10 protein-coding genes and 3 pseudogenes are annotated in these 19,467 nt (G+C 61.3%); 4 read left to right on the top strand and 9 right to left on the bottom strand.

Translation table 11 applies throughout. The features are described 5' to 3' along the window. Window positions 1-10: 10 nt before the first annotated feature. From ALA01S_RS17220 to ALA01S_RS17195, 5 genes and pseudogenes are all read right to left on the bottom strand, one after another. Entirely contained in the window at window positions 11-331 is a 321-nt protein-coding gene (locus tag ALA01S_RS17220; protein WP_066338655.1) for a YnfA family protein, read from the bottom strand. 137 nt (window positions 332-468) lie between these two features. Beyond that, window positions 469-3,410, bottom strand: a pseudogene (locus ALA01S_RS17215) (Tn3 family transposase). A 33-nt stretch (window positions 3,411-3,443) separates the two neighbouring features. Then, window positions 3,444-4,382 (bottom strand): hypothetical protein, encoded by a 939-nt coding sequence (locus ALA01S_RS17210; protein ID WP_066338654.1) that lies wholly within the window; start codon window positions 4,380-4,382, stop codon window positions 3,444-3,446. Between the two features lie 247 nt (window positions 4,383-4,629). Beyond that, a complete protein-coding gene (locus ALA01S_RS17205; RefSeq protein ID WP_084267665.1) occupies window positions 4,630-6,582 on the bottom strand; it encodes a ParB/RepB/Spo0J family partition protein in 1,953 nt (650 codons plus the stop codon). Between the two features lie 297 nt (window positions 6,583-6,879). Next, window positions 6,880-7,080, bottom strand: a complete 201-nt coding sequence (locus tag ALA01S_RS17195) for a hypothetical protein (protein WP_066338651.1) — start codon at window positions 7,078-7,080, stop codon at window positions 6,880-6,882. Between the two features lie 553 nt (window positions 7,081-7,633). Here ALA01S_RS17195 and ALA01S_RS17190 point away from each other — a divergent pair. The 4 genes from ALA01S_RS17190 to ALA01S_RS17175 all read left to right on the top strand — a co-directional run bounded on the left by ALA01S_RS17190 (window position 7,634) and on the right by ALA01S_RS17175 (window position 10,487). Beyond that, window positions 7,634-8,110 (top strand): hypothetical protein, encoded by a 477-nt coding sequence (locus tag ALA01S_RS17190; RefSeq protein ID WP_066338650.1) that lies wholly within the window; start codon window positions 7,634-7,636, stop codon window positions 8,108-8,110. 336 nt (window positions 8,111-8,446) lie between these two features. Further along, a complete protein-coding gene (locus ALA01S_RS17185; RefSeq protein WP_066338648.1) occupies window positions 8,447-8,827 on the top strand; it encodes a hypothetical protein in 381 nt (126 codons plus the stop codon). 44 nt (window positions 8,828-8,871) lie between these two features. Further along, window positions 8,872-9,342 (top strand): hypothetical protein, encoded by a 471-nt coding sequence (locus ALA01S_RS33145; RefSeq protein ID WP_157119083.1) that lies wholly within the window; start codon window positions 8,872-8,874, stop codon window positions 9,340-9,342. Beyond that, window positions 9,339-10,487 carry a DNA cytosine methyltransferase gene (locus tag ALA01S_RS17175; RefSeq protein WP_066338643.1) on the top strand — a complete coding sequence of 383 codons (1,149 nt, stop codon included), beginning with the start codon at window positions 9,339-9,341 and terminating at the stop codon, window positions 10,485-10,487. The genes ALA01S_RS33145 and ALA01S_RS17175 overlap by 4 nt, the downstream gene beginning before the upstream one ends. Before the next feature lie 326 nt (window positions 10,488-10,813). On the opposite strand, the gene ALA01S_RS33140 is transcribed toward ALA01S_RS17175, so the two are convergent. The 4 genes and pseudogenes from ALA01S_RS33140 to ligA form a co-directional block, all read right to left on the bottom strand. Beyond that, window positions 10,814-12,895 (bottom strand): hypothetical protein, encoded by a 2,082-nt coding sequence (locus ALA01S_RS33140; RefSeq protein ID WP_157119082.1) that lies wholly within the window; start codon window positions 12,893-12,895, stop codon window positions 10,814-10,816. A gap of 241 nt (window positions 12,896-13,136) precedes the next feature. Beyond that, entirely contained in the window at window positions 13,137-16,061 is a 2,925-nt protein-coding gene (locus ALA01S_RS31955; protein WP_218011487.1) for a DEAD/DEAH box helicase, read from the bottom strand. A 62-nt stretch (window positions 16,062-16,123) separates the two neighbouring features. Then, window positions 16,124-16,780, bottom strand: a pseudogene (locus ALA01S_RS34825) (Hachiman antiphage defense system protein HamA); the annotation flags it as partial. A 201-nt stretch (window positions 16,781-16,981) separates the two neighbouring features. Further along, a pseudogene (gene ligA, locus ALA01S_RS17165) lies at window positions 16,982-19,186 on the bottom strand (NAD-dependent DNA ligase LigA); the annotation flags it as partial. Window positions 19,187-19,467 lie beyond the last annotated feature (281 nt).

Genomic DNA, 19,467 nt, shown 5'->3' with positions numbered 1-19,467 from the left:
TGGAAGGGGCCTATCTCGCGGGCTGGAACATGATGATGCCCATGCCAGCCATCGCCACGGCTGCGCCGGCCACGTCCCAGGCCGTCGGACGAATTTGATCGACGGCCCACAACCACAGCAGTGCCACGCCGATGTAGACGCCGCCATAGGCCGCATAGACCCGTCCGGCAGCCGTTTCGTGCAGCGTCAGCAGCCACGCGAACAGCGCCAGGCTCACGGCCGCGGGGATCAGCAACAGCATTGAGCGGCCCTGCTTGAGCCACAGGTATGGCAGGTAGCAGCCCAGAATCTCGGCCAGCGCCGTGGCCACGAACAACGCAAAGGTTCTCATCGCGCCATTGTGATGAACCACCGCTGTTCACTGGGCCGCAGGCGACGACACGCATTGGTCCACCCTTCCATCGTGGGCGCTGCTGACACGCGGCTCGTGCCGCAGCAGGACTTTCCAGGCAAGGCGGAAGCATCTGTTCAGATCAGTCGAGACTGGCGAGCCGCGCCGCCGCTGTCGTCGATCAACGACTGTGCAAACCGCTCGACGCCAAAACGCATCGTGCCTCGGAAATTGATGTGCCCGAAATGCGCCGGTCCGATGTGCCGCAGCCACTCGTCTTCGATGCGCATGCCGCTGTCGCGCAGTGCAAGGACCACCTTGTGCATCCTGCTGGAATTCCACGCGATGACGCAATTCGCGATCAGTGCGTGAGCACCCGAGATTGCCCGCAGTTCGTCAGGACGCCGACCACGCTCGGGCGCGATCCGGCCGCTGTAGACCGCGCGCTGGAGTTGGTGCACGGATTCCCCTCGCGAGAGCAGCGTGTGGATCTCGCGCCGGAAGTCCGCCACGGCCAAGTAATCGCACAGGAATACGGTTCTGAGCAGCCGTCCCAGATGCTCCGCGGCCCGGTGCACGGGATCGCCCCTCGCCGCCGAACCGAAGCGCTGCATCACCTGTGCTGCCGACACCCGGCCGCTGCGGATGGACGCGGCCAGGCGCAGCAGCTCCGGCCAGCCACGCTCGATGGCCTTGAGGGAAACGCGTCGCTCCGTCACGGCATCCAGCTCGTCGGGAATCAGGTAGGCCTGGGCAGAAAAAGCTTGCGTTCCGCCAAGTCTCGCAGGCGCGGACACAGGTCGAACCCCAGGAGCTTCGCAATGCCCATCGCGGCGTCCGTCCAGCCGTGGGTATCGCACGCAACCAGTGACAGCCGGATGCGGTCCTCGACGCGGTTGTGCTGCTCCACGCCCTCGATGGCGGCGCCGGCCTGGCGCTCGCCCAGCACGATGGGCTGGTCGTAGACGATGCCCCAGCGGTCGCGCAGGTGGGTGTAGATGCCCGCGGCGTAGGTGCGCCGGCGCGGATCGACGCGCGCGTTCCACAGGTGCCGTGACGCGTCGAGGGCGAGCATGTCGCTCGACGCCTTGTCGCCGTCGCCCCAGAGTGCGGCCAGCGGGATGCGGCCCTGGAACTCGGCCACGCGCTCGTTGGCTCGGCGCAGCCGGCCGCTGCCCTCGATGGCGCGCATGGCCACCAGGATCTGAGCGGCATCCAGCCCTGGAATCATGTGCGCCACGCCCCGAGCATCGAGGTCCGTGCCGTGCGCCAGCAGCGCACCGTACACCGCGATGAGCTCCTGCGAGGAAGCTGCCCGGTGCCCCAGCAGCGCATCGCTGAAGTTGGTTGCGGCGTCCACCTCAAGGATGAGGTCAGGCAGCTGGACGTCGCCGATGCGCCGGTAGATGGCCTCGCGCGTGCGCACCGGTTCGCCATCGTCGGGCAGCGCCGTCAAGGCGGGCAGGTGCAGCATGCGATCCGTGCCGATTTCCACCTTGCCCACGCGCAGCGCCTCCACCAGGGCCTGCATGCCCGCGTGGATGGCGGCCACCAACGGCATCAGCAGCGCGTCGAACGATCCCGGTACGCCCAGCAGCTCCACGTGCTCGCGTTGCTCCAACGCCCACTGCTGTGGCGGAATGAGCAACTGCTCTTGGCCCTGGAAGCTCAAGGAATGGTCGATCCACACCGAGCCGCGGCGCAGGCTGCGCCGCAATGCCAGCATCGTGCTGGCCTCGAAGGCACGCCAGCCTGCCTTGCGATCCGACTGCTGCACCAGGCTCCGCCAGGCCGCCCCTACATCTGGGATCTCGTCACGCCCGATGCCCTCGCGGCCGAACCGGGAACGCAGTGTGGTCCAGGCCTGCCATTGCTCAAGGCCGGCGTCCTTGGCCCGCCCGTGGAACTCCAGCCCTGAAAGAACATCGAGGCAGGCATGGACCCGGGTCGCGTCCTCAGCGAGCGCCTTTCGCACGCGCGACGCAAAACTGACCGGCACGGCATCGCCGACCGCGGTCAGCAGTTCCTGCGCCTTGAGGACCCGCTCCTCCCAGGATTTCGTAGCGTCGTGCAGCACCGCCTTGGCCAGCGCGGCCTGCCGCAGCTGGCTCGCGCTTTCCTGGGCGTGCCGGGTGCGGGCACGCTCGGCTGCCGAGCGCACGAGCTGCTGCGTGCGCCGGCTGGCCAGATGCAGCGCCGTGTCGGTGAGCTCCAGCAGCGTCACGCGCAGGAAGCACACCACCTCGACGAGTTGCGCGACGAGCTTGATATCGCGGGACCTGTAGGGTCGCCGGGCCTGTATCTGGCGAGCGTAAGCCTGCTGCCGCGCCAGCACCACGCCGGAAAGGTCCCATTCATGCGCGCCCAGCGTCTTGAGGTAGCGCACCTTCTCCAGCGTCTCGGCCAGTGTGGTGGGGCTGTGGCGCCTGGGCGGCGTCTTGAGCCACTCGATGCGGTTGACGTCCGTGCCGGGCCGTGGAGCATGGACGGCCAGCAGCAGCTTTGCGGCCTTCTCGCGGCCCACGGCGTCGGCCACGCAGATCACGATCTGCGCCTCAATCTTGGCAAAGGCGTCCCGCGCCCAGTCCAGCAGCCGGCGGGTCGAAGGAATCAGGATGCGGCGCGTGAACAGCCAGTGCCTGGCCGCCTGTACCAGATCGTCGGTGTGTGCGGCATCCTGCGCCTGCACTTCCAGCGCTGACATGAGGCTTCGTTCCTGCTCGGAATCGAGCTCGGTCAGGCCGAGGTATTCCTTGGCCCAGCGCTGGTGGGCGAAGAGCGTCTGCTTGCGGCCGTAGATCGACCTCAGGCTGGCGATGGACGGGGCCGCCACGCCGAGAGTGCCGGCCACGTAGCGCAGCAGGTTGCGCGGTATGACCGTGAAGCCATCCAGGGTGCGCCCGGCCACGCGCATGAACAGCACCATCAAAGCCGCGGCCAGCTGATGCCCTTCGCGAAACTGATCTTTCAGGGCATCGACGTCCACCTTGGTGAGCGTGAAGAAGTGCTCCCGGTCGAACTCGCTCAGCCGCCCTGGCAGGCAGTCGCATCCAACGAAGCGGTCGGCAAAGGCGGACATGGCTGCCTCGGCGCAGAAAGTGGGCCGCCGACTCTACCGGGTGAAAGTGGGTGCTGCCATCGCCCAGCTACTGTCGTCTGGAGGTTGTTGAATAAGTAGCAACCCTAATTCGATTGCCTGCAACCGGGTGCAACTGCAGGCGCACCTTTCTGCACTTGGAGTCCGTCTACCCCATTCCCAGCTCGCGCCGAACTCCACTTCGTCAAAGCGACTGTGCTTGCCCGTGAGAGCGCGTCGTTCCATGAACAGGGCGCGCTCCAGCAACTCGGGCAGCTCGGCGGCAAGCCACCACAACTCCCACTCCTTGCTGGCCGGACAGAACCAGCACGCGCTCTTGATCGGCACAAGGTGCGAGCCCAGGTACCGCGCGATGGCGCGCACGCAGTCCAGGCGGGTCCAGCCCAGGAACTGCAGCGGGTAGATGAAGTCGAAGGTGCCATCGCTGTCTGCAAGGCTTGCCGTGCGCCTCAAGTCCGCCTTGCCAGCGTCGTAGCCGATGAGCTTGACAATGCGCTGCCCGCTGGCCTGCGCGCGCAACCACAGCGGGTGGGGCGCGCACGCATTGGGGCCTCGCGTGACGCCCTTCAGGAAGTTGTCCTGGGGCTGCTGCTTCCACTTGATGCTGCAGGACTTCATGCCAAACGCGAGGCTGGGCAGCGTTTCGTTCTTGAGGCAGTTGCCTTCCAGCGTCGAATAGCCGGTTTGCGCTTTTGGCTTGAGCTGCACCTCGTGAATCTCGCGCCAGCCCCAGCCGCGCAAGACCGCGTTCACCCGCTCCAGGTGCTGCAGGCTCAGGGGCTTTTCCCCGCCGGTGTTTGCGAACGTCATCACATCGGGCTCGATGCCTGCGGCATGCAGCGCCGCGATCATGGCGGTGGAGTCCACGCCGGCGCCGAAACACAGCGCCAGCAGCCGGCCATCGAGCGCGCGGCGCAACGCATCTCGCTGCGACTGTGTCAGCAGGTTTTCCATGTCTCGGGTCCTTGATGACCTCGCGCCAGCCCGCCAAGCTGCCCGGCAACACCTTGCGCAGTGCCGTTGACCAGCCGTCAGCGGTGCACGGTGCCGTTTTCGGCGGCTGGGGTGGGCGCCAGCGGCGTCGGCCAGGACAGCAGCGCCGGCAGGCCAGCCGCCCTGCGGCGACGGTGCCCAGCCCCCCGCCTGCCCAGCCTCAACCGCCAGCCCCCGGTACAGGCTCGGGGACTGACGAGAAGCTGGTTCAGTTCCTAGCTCGCAGGACAGACGGCAGCCAGCGCTTGCCGTCGAGTTGCTGCTGAGCCTGGGCCACCAGCGCGTCCTTCTTCAGGCCGTCGAGCTTGCGAGCGGCTTCAGGCGACACGGCTTCGCTCACGGCGTCCAGCACCTTGGCCTTGGGCACGGCAGCCAAGTAGCCCTCTACCGAGGGCTGCCAGAAATCGGCCATGTCCAGGCCCACGGCGGTAGCGATGGCGTCGGCAATGGGTTGCGGCGACTCCCTGCCCTGCACCGTGTTGAGCGTGCTCGCGGTGCAAACAGCCAGCAGGTCGAGCACGTGCACATCGTCAGCCTTCAGCACCCACGCCAGCAGCGACTGTGCTTCGCGCGGCAGCGCCCCGCTCCAACGCTCCCTGTGGGCGTCCATTTCCTGCTGTGCGCGGCACGCAGCCAGATCGGGCCCTTCCTTGCGCACGTCCACCACGTCCGCGCGAATCTCCACCGGCGCGTCGTCGCGGCTCAACTCGGAGCCCAGGCCGGTTCGCAGCGCCAGTTGCCATGCCAGCACGCGCAGCGCCACAGCCGGGTTGTTGGCGAGCATGGCACGCAGTGCCGCCGTGCGATGCGCCGTCAACTGGCGCAGCAGCTTTTCCGAAAACTCAGGCCTGGGCTGCTTGGCGGGTGCCGAGCCCGTGTCCCCGTGCTGACCACCGGATGCCGACGCCGTGGCTGAGTTCTGCGCGGCCTGGGCCTTGCGGTCTTCGATGCGGACCAGCTCGCGGGTGACGGCCACCTTGCCGCTGGAGTCCACGTACACGACAGCCCCCGCCACGGGCAAGTCGCGCGGGTCGATGTGCCGCAAGCTCTGCTCCACCGCTTCGCGTTCGCTGTTGGCCTGCTCCTGCTGCGCTTCAAGCTCGGCAATTTCCGGTGCCTCGGGGGCCAGGTCTTCAAGCTGGGCATCCAATTCGGAAAGGCGCGCTTCCAGCGCGTCGAGCCGCTGCTGTTGTTCCTCGCTGGGCTCGACATAGACCATGCGGCATTGATCGAAAGCTTGGCGGTCGCTGTAGGTGAAGCTGGTGCGCGCCTGAACCCAGCTCCAGCCTTCGGCGCGCAGGACTTCCACCTCGCGTTCCAGGGCCTCCAGCGCCAGCCGCTCCAACAAGGGGCGATCCGTCACGTAGCCGGGCGCGGCCTCGTCGTTGGAGAACAGATCGCGCAGCACGGCGCCGCCCGCCGCTTCATAGGCTGCAAAGCCCACGTACTGCACCAGCGGGTGCGTGGGCGGCACATTGCCCCCGGTAATTTTGCTGCGCAGCGTGTACGCCGAGCGTTCATGCTGCGGCGCATGAAACCACAATGCCTCTTGAGTTGCGTGATCATCGACAAGGGTCAGTACCATCAATTGCTCAAGCTCAATGCCGTCCTCACGGTACAGCGCCATGAGCTTAGGGCTTACATCGGCAAGCTTGAGCCGGCGCTCCACGGTGAGCGTGCTCACGCCCCAGGCGTCTGCGATCTGCGCCGCCGTCCTGCCTTCATCGGCCATGGCGCGGAATGCGTCGTACAGGTCGCTGCCATGCAGCGGCTCACGACCGCAGTTCTCGGCGCACGATACCGACACGGCGTCCTGCTGCGACACCAGCAGGCAGCGCACGGGGTAGTCCGCAGCAATCTTGCCTTCGGTGAACAGCAGGTGCAGCGCCTCCAGTCGCCGCCCACCGGCCACCACGCCGTAGCGTCCCGTGGGCACACGCTCCTTCTTGCCTTTGACGCCCTTGAGTTCCGCGCGAATTACGAGATTTTGCAGAAGGCCTTGCGAATAAATGAGCGCAGCAAGCTCCTTGATGCTCTGCTTGGATTTCTTTTTGCGGACATTAAGGGCATCGCGATAAATATGCTTGAGCGGGATGGTGATTTCCTGCCCGGCCACCTTTGCGGCGGCTTGCGCGACCTGAAGCTGTTCGGATAAATCCATTTTAGGCTCCAACCAATGAAGGACCGGGAAGCCGCCCGGTACGCAGACTTGGAATTACTTCCAGGCCATGGAGCTAATATATCACTGTGGATGGGTACAGGGGTAGTAATGCTGACCCAATAATGGTTATATTGGCGCAAGATGTATTCTGTTTATAAGTTCAAAATTGATTTATTGGTGCAGTGGTTCGGCTTATTCTTAATGGGTCTGTGTTTCCAATATAATCGATTTATTGCGGAAGCTTCCGCTGCATTTCGCTCGTGACGACGCTGTGGCATCCAAGCGCAGCGACCGCTGCTATTTCTTTTCCTGTACGAAGGCCACGTAGTCGATTTGAGAACCATTGTGGGTAAAGGCAATTCCCAAGGCCCCGTTGTAAGGAAGATCAGGCGTGCGGGTGAGCTTCGCGAACGCGAATTCCGCCACCTCGCGGTCTTCGGTCGTGGTCTTGTCACTGGTGCGCTGGTCTGGCCAGCGCACATAGACGCGGTAGGTCATTGCAAAAGTCCAAAGGGTTCGGCACTCTCATTGTGAGCCTACGCACGCGTCGTAGGCCAGTTGGCATTGGCATTGCGGCCCCAGCCCCAAGGGCCTTGGCTCGTTGGCGGAAAGAGCTTGAGGCCCGAACGGCGCACCCGCGTGCGTCAAGCTGGTACCGAATCGAGCGATGGAGTCCAGACCAGCTGGGTTATCGGAATCCATCTCAGGTCTACGACTGCTCTGGGATTTTCGGCGCCCCTTCTGTACCGACCAATTCAGGCCAGCGCTGCCACCATGTCTTTTGGCAGAGATTCCATCGCCGGACTTCACCGTCAAGTATTTTTTCCACACGGGCAGCTGCGGCTGTTCCTATATCGTGCCGCCCAGTCAGGCACTGGTAAAGGTACTGCTCGCTGTGGCCGATTCGCTCGTGAAACCGCTGCCGATCAGCAGGGGAAAAAGTGCTGCTCATGTTCAAAGCATAGCAACTTGCTAGACTGTGGCACAGGTAGCGTCTCCCCACGTGTTGAGGCGCACGCCGACATACAGGCTGCACGGCCACAATGCCGGCATGCAGACAGCAGAAGAAAGACGGAAGGCCAAGCTGGAGGAGCTGTGCGGGACGTACGGCGTTGACGTCGTTGCGCGCTGTGGCAATGCGTCAGCGGAGTACATCAAACAAATCCTTGCCGGCACTCTGGGGCCCAGGCGCCAGGACGGCAGCCGGGTGCCGCGCCACGTGGGAACCGAGATGGCTCGCGCGATCGAAGCGGGTTTCGGCCTGGAGCGTGGCTGGATGGACAACGATACGGTGGCGGACGGCGCCAGCGGCAGCCCTGCCCTCGCCCGGTGGCGCAGGGTGGCTGCCCGCATTGCGGCGCACTGCGAAGAGACCGGTGTCACGGTTCCGCCGGCAGCGTTTCTGGTCCTGGTTGATGCAGCCCTGGACCTGATCAGCGATGACTCCACGGATGCGGAGGTCGCTGCCGTGTTTCGCAGGCTCTGGCCCTTGTTCAGGCAAGGGCAGCGAGCGACGTCCGCCGGTTGAGTCCCTTGCCCTTGGCTGAAGGGTAGCCGGCGCCCGCTGCAGTCCCCGCAGGGTACCCGGTTCAAAGCGGCTGCCAAGCCGTCGCACTTCTTCTCGTTCTTGGCGGGCGAGGAGGCGCCGTGCCGTGTCCCTAGTTCAATGACAACTTGCTTGAAATAGGTCTAGCAACTTGCTAGATTGACTCCATGGCGTGATTACTCAGCGCCCCGGAGATTTAGCCATGAAATGCATTGGTGTGGCCGCTGCATTGCCAGCTCATAAATTGAGCTGGTCACTGCCGAGTAATTTGCTCGCTTTTGCCGGTGGTTTTGTATATCGCATGGCGGAGATGGCGTGATGGCTGCCATTATCCGCTTGCTGATACCTGGCGCGGGATTCGACATCAGCGCCAGCGCCTCGATATTCGAAGCAGCTTTTGTCCCCGGCCCTTATCTGGTCAGCGACAACACACAAGTTATTCGTGCTGAGATTCAAGGCCAGGTACTGCCCATAGGTATTGCCATTCGCAGCGTCGCTGACCAAGTGGCACTGCTGCCGTACAGGGCCACGGCCCACCTTTTTAAGGCGGCGCCCGACCTCTTTGCCGTGGTCAAGGCGGTCGCGCTGCTGGCTGAGCGCGCCGACGAGATGCATGCCGAGCAACTGCGCAACGAGCTCCAGTCACACGTGCCGGCAGCGAAGCTGGCCATGGCGCGGGCCACCGGGCTGCTGAGCTGAGGGGCGCAACCATGAGCTGTACCGAGCACCAAAGCGCAGCGCACATGTTGCGCCAGCAGCAGCCCGCCGTTGCAGTTGGGCTGGCCCTGGTCGAGGCGTTCGTCACCTGGCACTTGCGGCAGTGCCGGCGCGAGGCCAGTGACGATCCATCCTCTCCTGCCTGCACCAACAAGGCTTGCCCGTTCGCCGGGCGTTGTCCTGCCCGGCAGCGAGACGTTGCTGCGGCCGCCAGCCGCGGCGCCGCGGCCGGTGAGCGAACGAAGGTCGTTTCGCCCAGCTTCCGGCCCGGTGAGCGGGTTCGGGTGGTGGCCACGGTGCAGCAGCTGCAGCTGCAGCCCCGGCGGCCTTTCAAGGTCTACGACGCCGTGCAAGTCACCGGCCGGGAAGGCGCCGTGGTGCACGACGACGACTGCGCGCTGCAGGGGCTTGTGGCCGTCGAGATCAACGGCATGCCCTGGTGCTTCAACCCACTGGGACTGCAGCGCGTTGAGCCTCTGGCCGGGAGAGCCGCATGAAGCGCGACGCAGTGACGCTTCGGCTCGATGGACAGGAGATCCGGCACTTCCACGGCTTCCACGGCAGTGGCGGCGGTGGCAAGGGCTTCAACCGCGGCCAGGCCCGCGTGGGCAACTTGCTGGCAAAGCCGCGCTGCATCGGCGGCTTCGACGTCAACCCGGCCTCGGTGCGCAACTTCCAGCGCATGACGGGCGTGGCCGGCACGGTGCTCGACGCCTTCAGCCGCGAGCAGTACACAGCCTTCCACGGCAAGGCGCCGCCTGCGGGCTGGCGCGAGGCCACGCCTCAGGACATCCAGCGCGCTGCCGGCGGCGAGCGACCGCACATCGTGTTCCTCAGCAGCCCCTGCAAGGGCCTGAGCGGCCTGCTGTCGGCCAGCAAAAGTCAGGCGGCCAAGTACATCGCGCTCAACGAGCTGACGCTGCGTGGCGTGTGGCTGATGCTCGAAGCCTGGGGCGACGACCCGCCAGAGCTGATGGTGCTGGAGAACGTGCCGGGCCTGCTCACGCGTGGCCGGCCGTTGGTGGACCAGATCACGGCGCTGCTGCGCGCCTACGGCTACGCGGTGGCCGAGTCGGTGCACGACTGCGGCGAGCTGGGCGGCCTGGCCCAGACGCGCCGGCGCTGCCTGATCGTGGCGCGGCACATGGGCAAGGTGCCCGCGATGCTGTACGAGCCGCCGCGCCGGCGCCTGCGCGCCGTGGGCGACGTGCTGCAGCACCTAGCGCTGCCGGGCGATCCGGCCGCGGGCCCGATGCACCGCGTTCCCAATCTCGCCTGGAAGACGTGGGTCCGCCTCGCCTTCGTCCAGGCCGGCAGCGATTGGCGCAGCCTCAACCGACTGGCAGTGCAGGACGGCGTGTTGCGCGACTACCTGATAGTGCCGTGTGGACAGGAGGGGTCGGGCTGCTACGGCGTGCGCCTCTGGAGCGAACCCACAGGCACCGTGCAGGGCAGATCGGGCCCATCCAACGGCGCCTTCAACTCGGCACGAGGAAAAGCTGCGTCGATCCGGGCGTCGAGCGCCTCCTGCGGCGTACGCTCAATGAAGCCCGCGGTCTTGCAGGCACTGGTGAGATGGCGAACTCGACTACGCGCGGCGCGCAACTGCGCTACATACTTATCCGGGTTGTTCCCAGAGTAATTAGCCCAGATGTCTTGAATGCGCAAAAGGTCAGCTTTTGCGTCCTCCAAATCCTCAAGCATGGCAGATGCAGTCAGCGCTTCCCGGCGTAATGACGAATCAGTGAAGTGCGTATTCTAGCCGCTAGATTGACCGGGGAGCAGCGAGTGTTCAACGTTTGAAAAGTAAATGAACGCACTCATTTATCGCGGGCAGCGTCAAACTAGACGTTTGGCGCATTGCCCGAACATCAATGCACCATCGTTTGCGCCTGTGATGCGTGTTTTAACAAGTTCGCTTGTGTGTGCGGCGCGAACAGTCGGTATTCTTTCTTCGTAAAATCAATTTTACCTATCGTCATAAATATCTGGCCGCTTGAGATTGTGGTTGAAATATATATTTTCGCTGTGGCGGTCTTTTTCTCCAGTGGTTATATGCTTGTGGGATGTCAGGTGCCTATGGATGTCTTCAGGGCTATTGCAATTTCGTAGCATTGAGGTGAATTGGGATAGGTTGAGAAACTGACACGTGGCAAATTTGAATATGCCGTTCCGATGGTGAGAAAGTTCAGGCATTTTGATTTGCTTGTTAAGCTCGTCAAGCAATTTATTTACCTTCGAAACGTCAGTCGTAATGCTTTTTTTGTTGGATTCCACATGCAGTCGTCTCCTTGAAAACTCTTCAAGAAGCTTTTGGGCTACAAGCCTGTCATGCAAACTAAAAAAGTCGAGCATAGATAATGACAGTTTTTCAATTGTCTTGCCATTTAACTCCAATATTTTTCCTGAATTGAAATATATTCTCTTGTAGCGTTTCAATATGATTTCATGCCAGTTGGCTTGCACTTGGGAAAGCAAGAAACTTTGAGATAGATCAAAAGCCAGACGCAGTACATCGCCCCCTTGAGCTTTTCGACCGAGTATCTTTTTCTTTAGTTCAATAAAGATTATATTGTCATCCGTCTCAATAATGAAGTCGCATTCTCCCTCAAGGCTTTTCAAGTCCAACTCTTCGCGCTGCTGTGCATTTATTTTATATTTTTCATTTGCCATGTATTTGGCGCCAGTTGCAGCAAGCTTCTGCCCTACATAGTCCTCAAGAAGATCGCCGACAGTTGATTCTGTAACTCCTAAGTGACGATACTTCGATGCTATAACCTCCAAGAAGCCGAAGCAACTGAATGACAAGTTCCCTACATAAAAGGTGTTTTCATTGAGTTTTACCAATGGCTTATAGTGATAGTTCTCTTTTTCAGCGTCGACTGGGTATAAATATCCAGAGTTGACTTGTTCAGGCTCATGGTGCAGACAGGAAAGAATTTCGAGAGTTTTTTCTTTCGGCAGCGCGTGGCCAATGCCCGCAAAAATATGGTCCTTTGATATCGTTTGTAATCCTGATTTGCGTGATAAATCAATAATGCATCTTGCTACAACAAGATAATCTTCTGTGGACCAAGGCAGTGAATATTTCTCCGTATTTACTGCGCCATAAACGCCTTGCACTAAATCTAGTATATCATCTTCATTGTATTGTTTGATCTGGTAAATTTGGTCTATTAAAACCATTCGCTTTAGGTGGCTTAATATATCCATATTTTTCGGCGGAAATATTATCTCCATATTGGAGTATTCTTGCACATCAAGCAGCGTACAATAGTCGGTTGCCAAGCTTAATGCTTCACTCCACGCTTTCTTTAAACCAATTTTTTTTGGCGCAGAATAGCGAAGATTTTTTATTGATAGATTGTGGATGTAACCCCATGGAATCAGTGGTTCCCGGCTAATCCTTTTGAAGGAATATCTTTTATATGCTGAGTTGAAGTTTTTTGCTATGCTTTCGTATATCTGAAACGCAGCGCCTTGGCCGAATTGTTTAATTCTTGTGTCAATGGCGGCAGCAATTTTGTTTTGAGTCTCAGTGGATATGTTGGTGTACCCATCTACAATTTCGATCTTATATCCTCGCTTAGCCATCCTCTTGTACGCCTGTGCGATGGAATGCTCTTGGGCATAGTAATCTTTGGTTATTCCGAGTGTATGCGCTCCAGCTCGGATGCATGCGATGGAGAAACTTATCGCGTTAACCCAAGGTTCTTTCGCCAACGGGAGGGACGAGAAATCCTTCGTGCACCTGCATATTACCTGCAATATTCTTTGGCAGTATTCTGTGTCTTTATCTGCTGCTATAAACGATAGGATGGTGAATTGCTTCTTAAGTCTTAGTAAGCGCGTGGCATCAAATCCGTCACATCGCAAGGCTTCTTTTATCTGTGTCTCGCAGTAATCGATAATCTTTTGTTGAGTAGGTAAGCGTCTATTGTCGTTAGAGAAATCAACTCTTTCTGTAATGTTTTCGCAACCGATTGCTTGATCGACCTCTAAAGCTTGCGCCGCTTTGACAAAGCTACGGAAAGATTCCTCGTTAAGCATTATTGTTCTCCTTTCATAACTTCAGTTTGTTTATGGGGTGGGCGCAAAACTTATTTCGGCCATACGTGGTCAACTTGGCAACGTAGTACGCAGCATACGCTGGACTGCGAGTCGTCCTCCGACAAGCAACTTCCCGATTTGCGATGGCTCAGTACCCAGTCGGCATGGCGGCTCGTTCTGGTTCTAGATTTGTGCGGGCGGCGTCATGTCACTGAGAAAACGGCAAGTGGCGAGGCTTAAATCAAGTCGCGGTCTGTAGGTCTGATGCTGTGTTTTCCAGCACCAGCGTACCGAGGTGCTCGCGCCATGCTTGCGTATACTGGTTAAGCGACAGCCGTGCGGACTCAAAAACAGCGTGTCGGTTTTCTCCAGAAACTCCGGTACGCATCAGTGCGTTGCCAATTTCTACTGCACCGCTGCGGTGGCGGATTCCGCCGGCCATTAGGACGCGTGCGATTGTTGTAGGTACCCCGAAACGGAGGTGTTCCGGGAACGCGAGAACAGCCGGCGCCAAAGTGCGTCCTTGCCCTTCAAGGAGCTTTGCAAGAAGCGCGACGCCTTGTTCAACCAACGTTTGAAGAACGTATGTCACGACGTGGCTATGAACGCTTAAGAGATCATCAAGGTTCAGACCTGACACCTCCACGATGTGTAGGAAGCGCGAGCCCATGAGCCATGCGTTTACGGTATCGAAAAAGGGTTGCTGCAGTCCGGTTATGTCCTCGTCTTCGGCCCGCCGGTATGCTTTACGTAACGCCTTCTGAAAATCAACTTGTCCCCATGCCCATTCAAGAAAGACGCTAACGACGCTTGGATCGAGAGGATCTGAAACATCATCCCATGTGGCCCTCTGCGCGAGGAGGCCTGTCTCAACAGCATCAAGCATGCGAAGGCGCGCGCCTGTTTCGCGAATCCAGTTGAGTCGTCCGGCTGCCCGAATGCCAATTACACGTTGGGCGCGGAGTTCGAAGATGGTTCGGAGAACCTGTCTGGAGATTGCGTCGGCCTGCTGCGATGCGAAGGTCTGGTCGGCGAGACGTACAGCCTCTGCTACAAGGAGGTCCTCACCGACTTCTTCGGCAGCGAGATCTACAAGTGTTGCGTCGATGCCGTCTACCAGCGTGTGAAGCGCGGGTACTGCTTCAATGTCGGCATTCGTTAATGGCGCATCACGCCTGACAAGAGCTTGACGTAATCTTTCAACAAGCAACCGCAGTGCACCGCGTACCGGCTCGCCAGGCGACTGGCGGGCCACCTGAGCTACCAACCCCCACTGTTGTTGGTTTGCGCATATCACCAACCCCTTCGTCGTCGCGCCTGCGCGGCCTGCACGCCCGACTAAGTTTTTAATGTCGCGAGTAAGAAGATTTTCCGGGGAACCGTTCCTTTGCCGACGCTGCACCGAGTAAAGAACCAGCGTTCGAATCGGTAAATTCACACCCTCGGCCAGCGTGGTCGTGCAAATAACAAAGCGGATATTTTCTTCGCGCAACTGAGTTTCGAGAATTTCACGGGTTTCTTGTGGTATATCTCCATGATGGAGGACGGCACCCGCTGCAACGACACGCGTGCCCAGCCAGTTTGCCCCGTACTCCAAGGCAAGATACTGGATGACAGGAGCTAGCTTTTCCCTGTTGATGAAGTCATTTGGCGCTGGCATTGTGAGCGGGCGCCCAAGCTGCCTAACGAGTTCCTCGGCGAGGCCTATAGCGCCCTGATCGCCGCGTTTATTTGCGGCAAAAACGGCAACTGTTCCCATTGATAGCGCCTTGCGCCCGGCCGCTATGGCTTGCGTCTTTACCGAGTCAAAGCCATAAGTATTTCGGCGGCGCGTTTGTGAGTTCACGAACTCGAAGTCGGATTGAGAGAGAAAGGCCTCAATCTGGTACCGAGTTGGACTCGGCTCATGCGGATGCATATCGAGCGCAATGCTTGTCCTGGTACCATTGCCAGTAGGCCGCAGTACCGAGTATTCAGCGAGTGCCGGTCGATAGTCGCTTCGTACGACGCTATCCGCAGAGCCTCCAAGCCAAGCGTTGATCTCTTCGATGTTCGGCACGATCGCTGAAACGAAAACGAAGCGAGGTGATCCGCCTTCGCGAGCGCGCATCCTTGCTAAGAGCAACTCAAGACCCACACCGCGCCCAACACCATCCAGAAGGTGGCCCTCGTCACATATAACCAACGAGATCCGGCTGTAAAAACCCTGGTTTGCCGCAAGAAGGCCGGAGATCGCCTCTGGCGTTGCCACGACAACACGCGTCTCATTAAGGTCTCGCACTTCGTTACCCGTGGGAATGGTTCCACCGTAGGCACATCGAGCATTTATGCCGAGCGCGTTAAGTCGCCGCACCATGCTGCTACGCAACTCTGAAGCGAGGGAACGGTATGGCACGAGCAGGACTGCTACGTCGTGCTCCGTGGTGTTGGCGTGCCAGTAGAGGAGCGTCTCGCACAAGGTCGTCTTTCCTGCGCCAGTTGGCATCTGAAGCGAGAACGTTTCGTTGCGGCTGAGAAGACCGCGTTGAATGGCAGTGATTTGAGAAGGAAAGAATTCCCACGACGCCGGCCGCCGGTTGAGCAGCGAACCAACGAAAGGAGTCCAAAACTCGGTTTCGCCGTTTGGTAGCACGGCACGAACGTTGGTGGCCAGAAATCGCTTGATGAGCTGCTCGAACAGCCGCGCGGGAATCCACGCGTCGGGTCCTACTCGCAGTGATAATGCCGACTGCGCCGTGGCATCCTCGCCGATCTTGGCAAGAGTCGTCATATCGCCACGTCGAAGGGCGTTGAGGAGCGTATGCCCGACCTGTGAGCTCATGTTGTTCGGGCGTGCCAAAAGGTCAAAGCACGCTCTATAGACATCAGCGTCACTTTGCTCCGGAGCCCCGGCGCGGATGGTTAGGTACGCCGATGCCGGAAATCCTCCGCTGTAGAAAGCGGCAGCAGCGAATAGTGTCGCCTCTGACTTTGAGATGCCAATGCGTTGAAGCCCGTTGCCATCCTCGTCGCCGGCCAGCTGCGCGAGCGCATTACCCAAGCGCGCCCAGCCTGCAGCGTCTCCAGAAGCGTCGTGCATCCTTTCAAACAACTCGCCCACCAACGCAACGTAGTAGTCGTCGGTTCGCTCCCGGATATGGGCATGGTCGATCGTTGACTGTCGCACTTGAAAGTGCTCGAGATGCCGAAGAGCGTCAGCGTCGCCTATCCATCGCTCAAGGGACGCCATCATTTCGCTGCCACCTCAAACTGTGGCAGCAGCGTGGGCTCGTTGTTGGACTCCGGCGGGAGTGCCTTCATGGCAGCATCGAAGACCATTGAGTAGGTATTTTTTAGTTCGGGGACAGCGATAACGACCAGCGTGTAGTCGGGCGACGTAGTGTTAGGCGCGTTGTTCAACTCTTCGTCAACCAGCGACTGGCAAACTACAGCGACCGCTCGAAAGCGCTTGGTTGCTGGTGGATGTTCAGTGGCTTTGATGAAGCGGTTGAGATGCGCAATCTCAATACCATCGTCGAGCGACCCCTTAAGCGCCCGCTCACGAAGCCAAACGAGCGTGCGCCCAAGCCGACTGGTCCGATCCTTCTCGCAGTCTGTAATGGCGTTTTGAATGGGCTTCGAGTCGGCGTTGGTTGACTTTGTCTTAACCTCAGCACAGAGAAGCACGTCATTGGAGCTTGCCCGTGGCCAAGCAGGCAACACAAAGTGGACGACGTCGGAGTGAGGTGCCGGCTTTGTTCGATCCTGCTTCAGTCGCCACTTCTTCGGGCCGAGCGCTAACGTGGGAAGCGCTTGGGCGCCTTGGTAGAAGTAGACAATGATCTCCCCAAAGTCGCCCGCCATTGTGGCGCCCGCGTCAGGGAGGCACGCGGCGATGATTTCGGCCTTGTCGATGCCATGAGCGGCTGCCTGTGTGTTGACAATGGAGTCGCTGACGTAACAGCGCCGCACTGCTAGGCCGAGACGGGTTGCCCAGAGCTTCGCATGCTCGTCGCTCACTCGTATCAGCACGTAGGGGGTTTCCGTCTCGTGAGGGAACCACCGGGCGGCATGTGCAAAGTCAACGTCGTTGGTCAGCTCGTTCGCAGTACCGAGCACCAGTGCATGCAGACCCTCTTCATCCAGCACCGGAATGTTTAATTCCTGTGCCCTGGCGAGATCGGAGCCTGCCTCGTCTCCAGCCACCACGTAGGCCGTCGTCATCGACACCGACGTCCCTACCTCGCCACCGGCCGCCTCGATCAGCGCCTCGGCCTGCTCGCGCGTCAGGGTCGGCAGCGTGCCGGTCACGACCACCGTCTTGCCCGCCAGCGGCCTCGGCGGCGCTTCCTGCCGGCCCTCGTGTTCGTCCCAGGTGACGCCGGCGGCGCGCAGCTGCTCCACCACCTCCACGTTGTGCGCCTGGTCGAAGAAGGTGCGAATGGATTGCGCCACCACCGACCCCACGTCGTGCACCTGCAGCAGCGCTTCCTCGCTTGCGGCAATCACCCGGTCCATCGAGCCGAAATGCGCCGCCAAGTCGCGCGCCGTGCGCTCGCCCACGTGCCGGATGCCCAGCGCGAAGATGAAGCGCGCCAGCGTCGTGCGCTTGCTGTCGTCGAGCGCCTTGAGCAGGTTCTGCGCGCTCTTCTCCGCCATGCGCTCCAGCACCACCAGCGAGGTGAAGCTGAGCTTGTAGAGGTCGGGCAGCGTGCGCACCAACGGCGGCGCGTCGCCCTCGCCCACCAGCTGCTCGACGATGCGGTCACTCAATCGTTCTATGTCCATGGCGCGCCGGCCGGCAAAGTGCAGCACCGCCTGCTTGCGCTGCGCCGGGCAGAACAGGCCGCCCGAGCAGCGCCAGTCCACTTCACCTTCCCCGCGCACGATGTCGCTGCCGCAGGCCGGGCAGTGGCCGCCCAATTTCTTGTACAGGTCGAAGGGCTCGGGGCGGCCGGGGTAGTCGTTGGGGTTGACGGCGGGTACGGCGTCTACCGCCGTGCCTTCCGCCACCGCAGCCGGGTCGGGCTGCGCCTCCAGCACGTCCAGCGCGGCGTCGCGCACCGTATCGGCCGCGGCGCTTTCCAGCGGCTCACCCGACAGCGCCATGCGCGGCACCACGCCCACGATCTCCGGGATCACGTCGCCCGCGCGGCGCACGATCACGCGGTCGCCCACGCGCACGTCCTTGCGCCGCGTCTCGTCCTCGTTGTGCAGCGTGGCGTTGGTGACGGTGGTGCCGCCCACGAACACCGGCTCCAGCCGCGCCACGGGCGTGAGCTTTCCGGTGCGGCCCACCTGCACATCGATGTCGCGCAGCGTCGTCACCTGCTCCTGTGCCGGGTATTTGTGCGCCACCGCCCAGCGCGGCTCGCGCGTGACGAAGCCCAGGCGCTGCTGTAGCGCCAGGTCGTTGACCTTGTAGACCACGCCGTCGATGTTGAAGGGCAGCGCGTCGCCCGCCGCCGCGATGCGGGCGTGGAACTCGATCAGCCCGTCCGCACCCTGCGCCACCGCGCACTCGCGGCTCACCGGCAACCCGAACCGCTCGAATGCCTCCAGCACGCCGGCCTGCGTGTCTGGCATGCCGCTCCAGCCCTGTACCTCGCCCCAGCCGTAGGCGAAGAAGCTCAGCGGCCGTTTTGCGGCAATCGCCGGGTCCAGCTGCCGCACCGCGCCGGCCGCGGCATTGCGCGGGTTCACGAAAGTCTTGTCGCCCGCCTCGCGCTGGCGCTCGTTGAGGCGCTCGAAGGCGTCGCGGCGCATGTACACCTCACCGCGCACTTCCAGCACCGGCGGCGGCGCGTCGGCCGAGAGGCGCAGCGGGATCTGGCCGATGGTGCGGATGTTCTGCGTCACGTCCTCGCCGGTCTCGCCGTCGCCGCGCGTGGCGGCCTGCACCAGCACGCCGTCCACGTAGCGCAGGTTGACGGCCAGGCCGTCGAACTTCAACTCGGCGACATAGGCCACCGGCGGGTCGGCTTCGGTCAGCGCCAGCTCGCGGCGCACGCGGGCGTCAAAGGCGCGCGCGCCCTCGGCCGTGGTGTCGGTCTCGGTGCGGATGCTGAGCATCGGCACCTGGTGCCGCACCGGCATGAAGCCCGGCAGCACCTGGCCGATGACGCGCTGCGTGGGCGAGTCGGGCGTGCGCAGGGCCGGGTGCGCGTCTTCGAGCCCCTGCAGCTCTCGGAACAGCCGGTCGTACTCGGCATCGGAAATTTCGGGCGCATCCAGCACGTAGTACTGGTGCGCGTGGTAGTGCAGCTGCGCGCGCAGCTCGCCGGCACGCGTTGCTACCGTTACCAGCGCCATGGCGCCACCAGTGGCGGGATCGAAAGCCGTTATGACCATGGCACCAGTGTAGGCAACACCCCCCTGTTTATGGGGCAACCTACATCAAACGGCCTGCTCCGCTGCTGTGGCCCATTCTCTGAACGGCGGCTACGCCATCTGCACGCAGCCCGACAAATTGCCGCCGCCGAAGCTGCTGGAGCAGCTGCAGCACGAGATGCAGGGATTGTGCCGCTGGGGACGTGAGGCAGTGGACCGGCGTGGCTTCAACCGGAGCCCGTTCACACGCTGGACCTGTCCCG

The sequence above is a fragment of the Azohydromonas lata NBRC 102462 genome (genome assembly GCF_001571085.1).
GTDB classification, from domain to species: Bacteria; Pseudomonadota; Gammaproteobacteria; order Burkholderiales; family Burkholderiaceae_C; genus Azohydromonas; species Azohydromonas lata.
This window is presented reverse-complemented; position numbering and strand designations above follow the sequence as displayed.

Coding starts and splice junctions, on each gene's coding strand:
- ALA01S_RS17220 (WP_066338655.1), bottom strand. CDS start 331: ATGAGAACCTTTGCGTTGTTCGTGGCCACGGCGCTGGCCGAGATTCTG.
- ALA01S_RS17210 (WP_066338654.1), bottom strand. CDS start 4,382: ATGGAAAACCTGCTGACACAGTCGCAGCGAGATGCGTTGCGCCGCGCG.
- ALA01S_RS17205 (WP_084267665.1), bottom strand. CDS start 6,582: ATGGATTTATCCGAACAGCTTCAGGTCGCGCAAGCCGCCGCAAAGGTG.
- ALA01S_RS17195 (WP_066338651.1), bottom strand. CDS start 7,080: ATGACCTACCGCGTCTATGTGCGCTGGCCAGACCAGCGCACCAGTGAC.
- ALA01S_RS17190 (WP_066338650.1), top strand. CDS start 7,634: ATGCAGACAGCAGAAGAAAGACGGAAGGCCAAGCTGGAGGAGCTGTGC.
- ALA01S_RS17185 (WP_066338648.1), top strand. CDS start 8,447: ATGGCTGCCATTATCCGCTTGCTGATACCTGGCGCGGGATTCGACATC.
- ALA01S_RS33145 (WP_157119083.1), top strand. CDS start 8,872: ATGTTGCGCCAGCAGCAGCCCGCCGTTGCAGTTGGGCTGGCCCTGGTC.
- ALA01S_RS17175 (WP_066338643.1), top strand. CDS start 9,339: ATGAAGCGCGACGCAGTGACGCTTCGGCTCGATGGACAGGAGATCCGG.
- ALA01S_RS33140 (WP_157119082.1), bottom strand. CDS start 12,895: ATGCTTAACGAGGAATCTTTCCGTAGCTTTGTCAAAGCGGCGCAAGCT.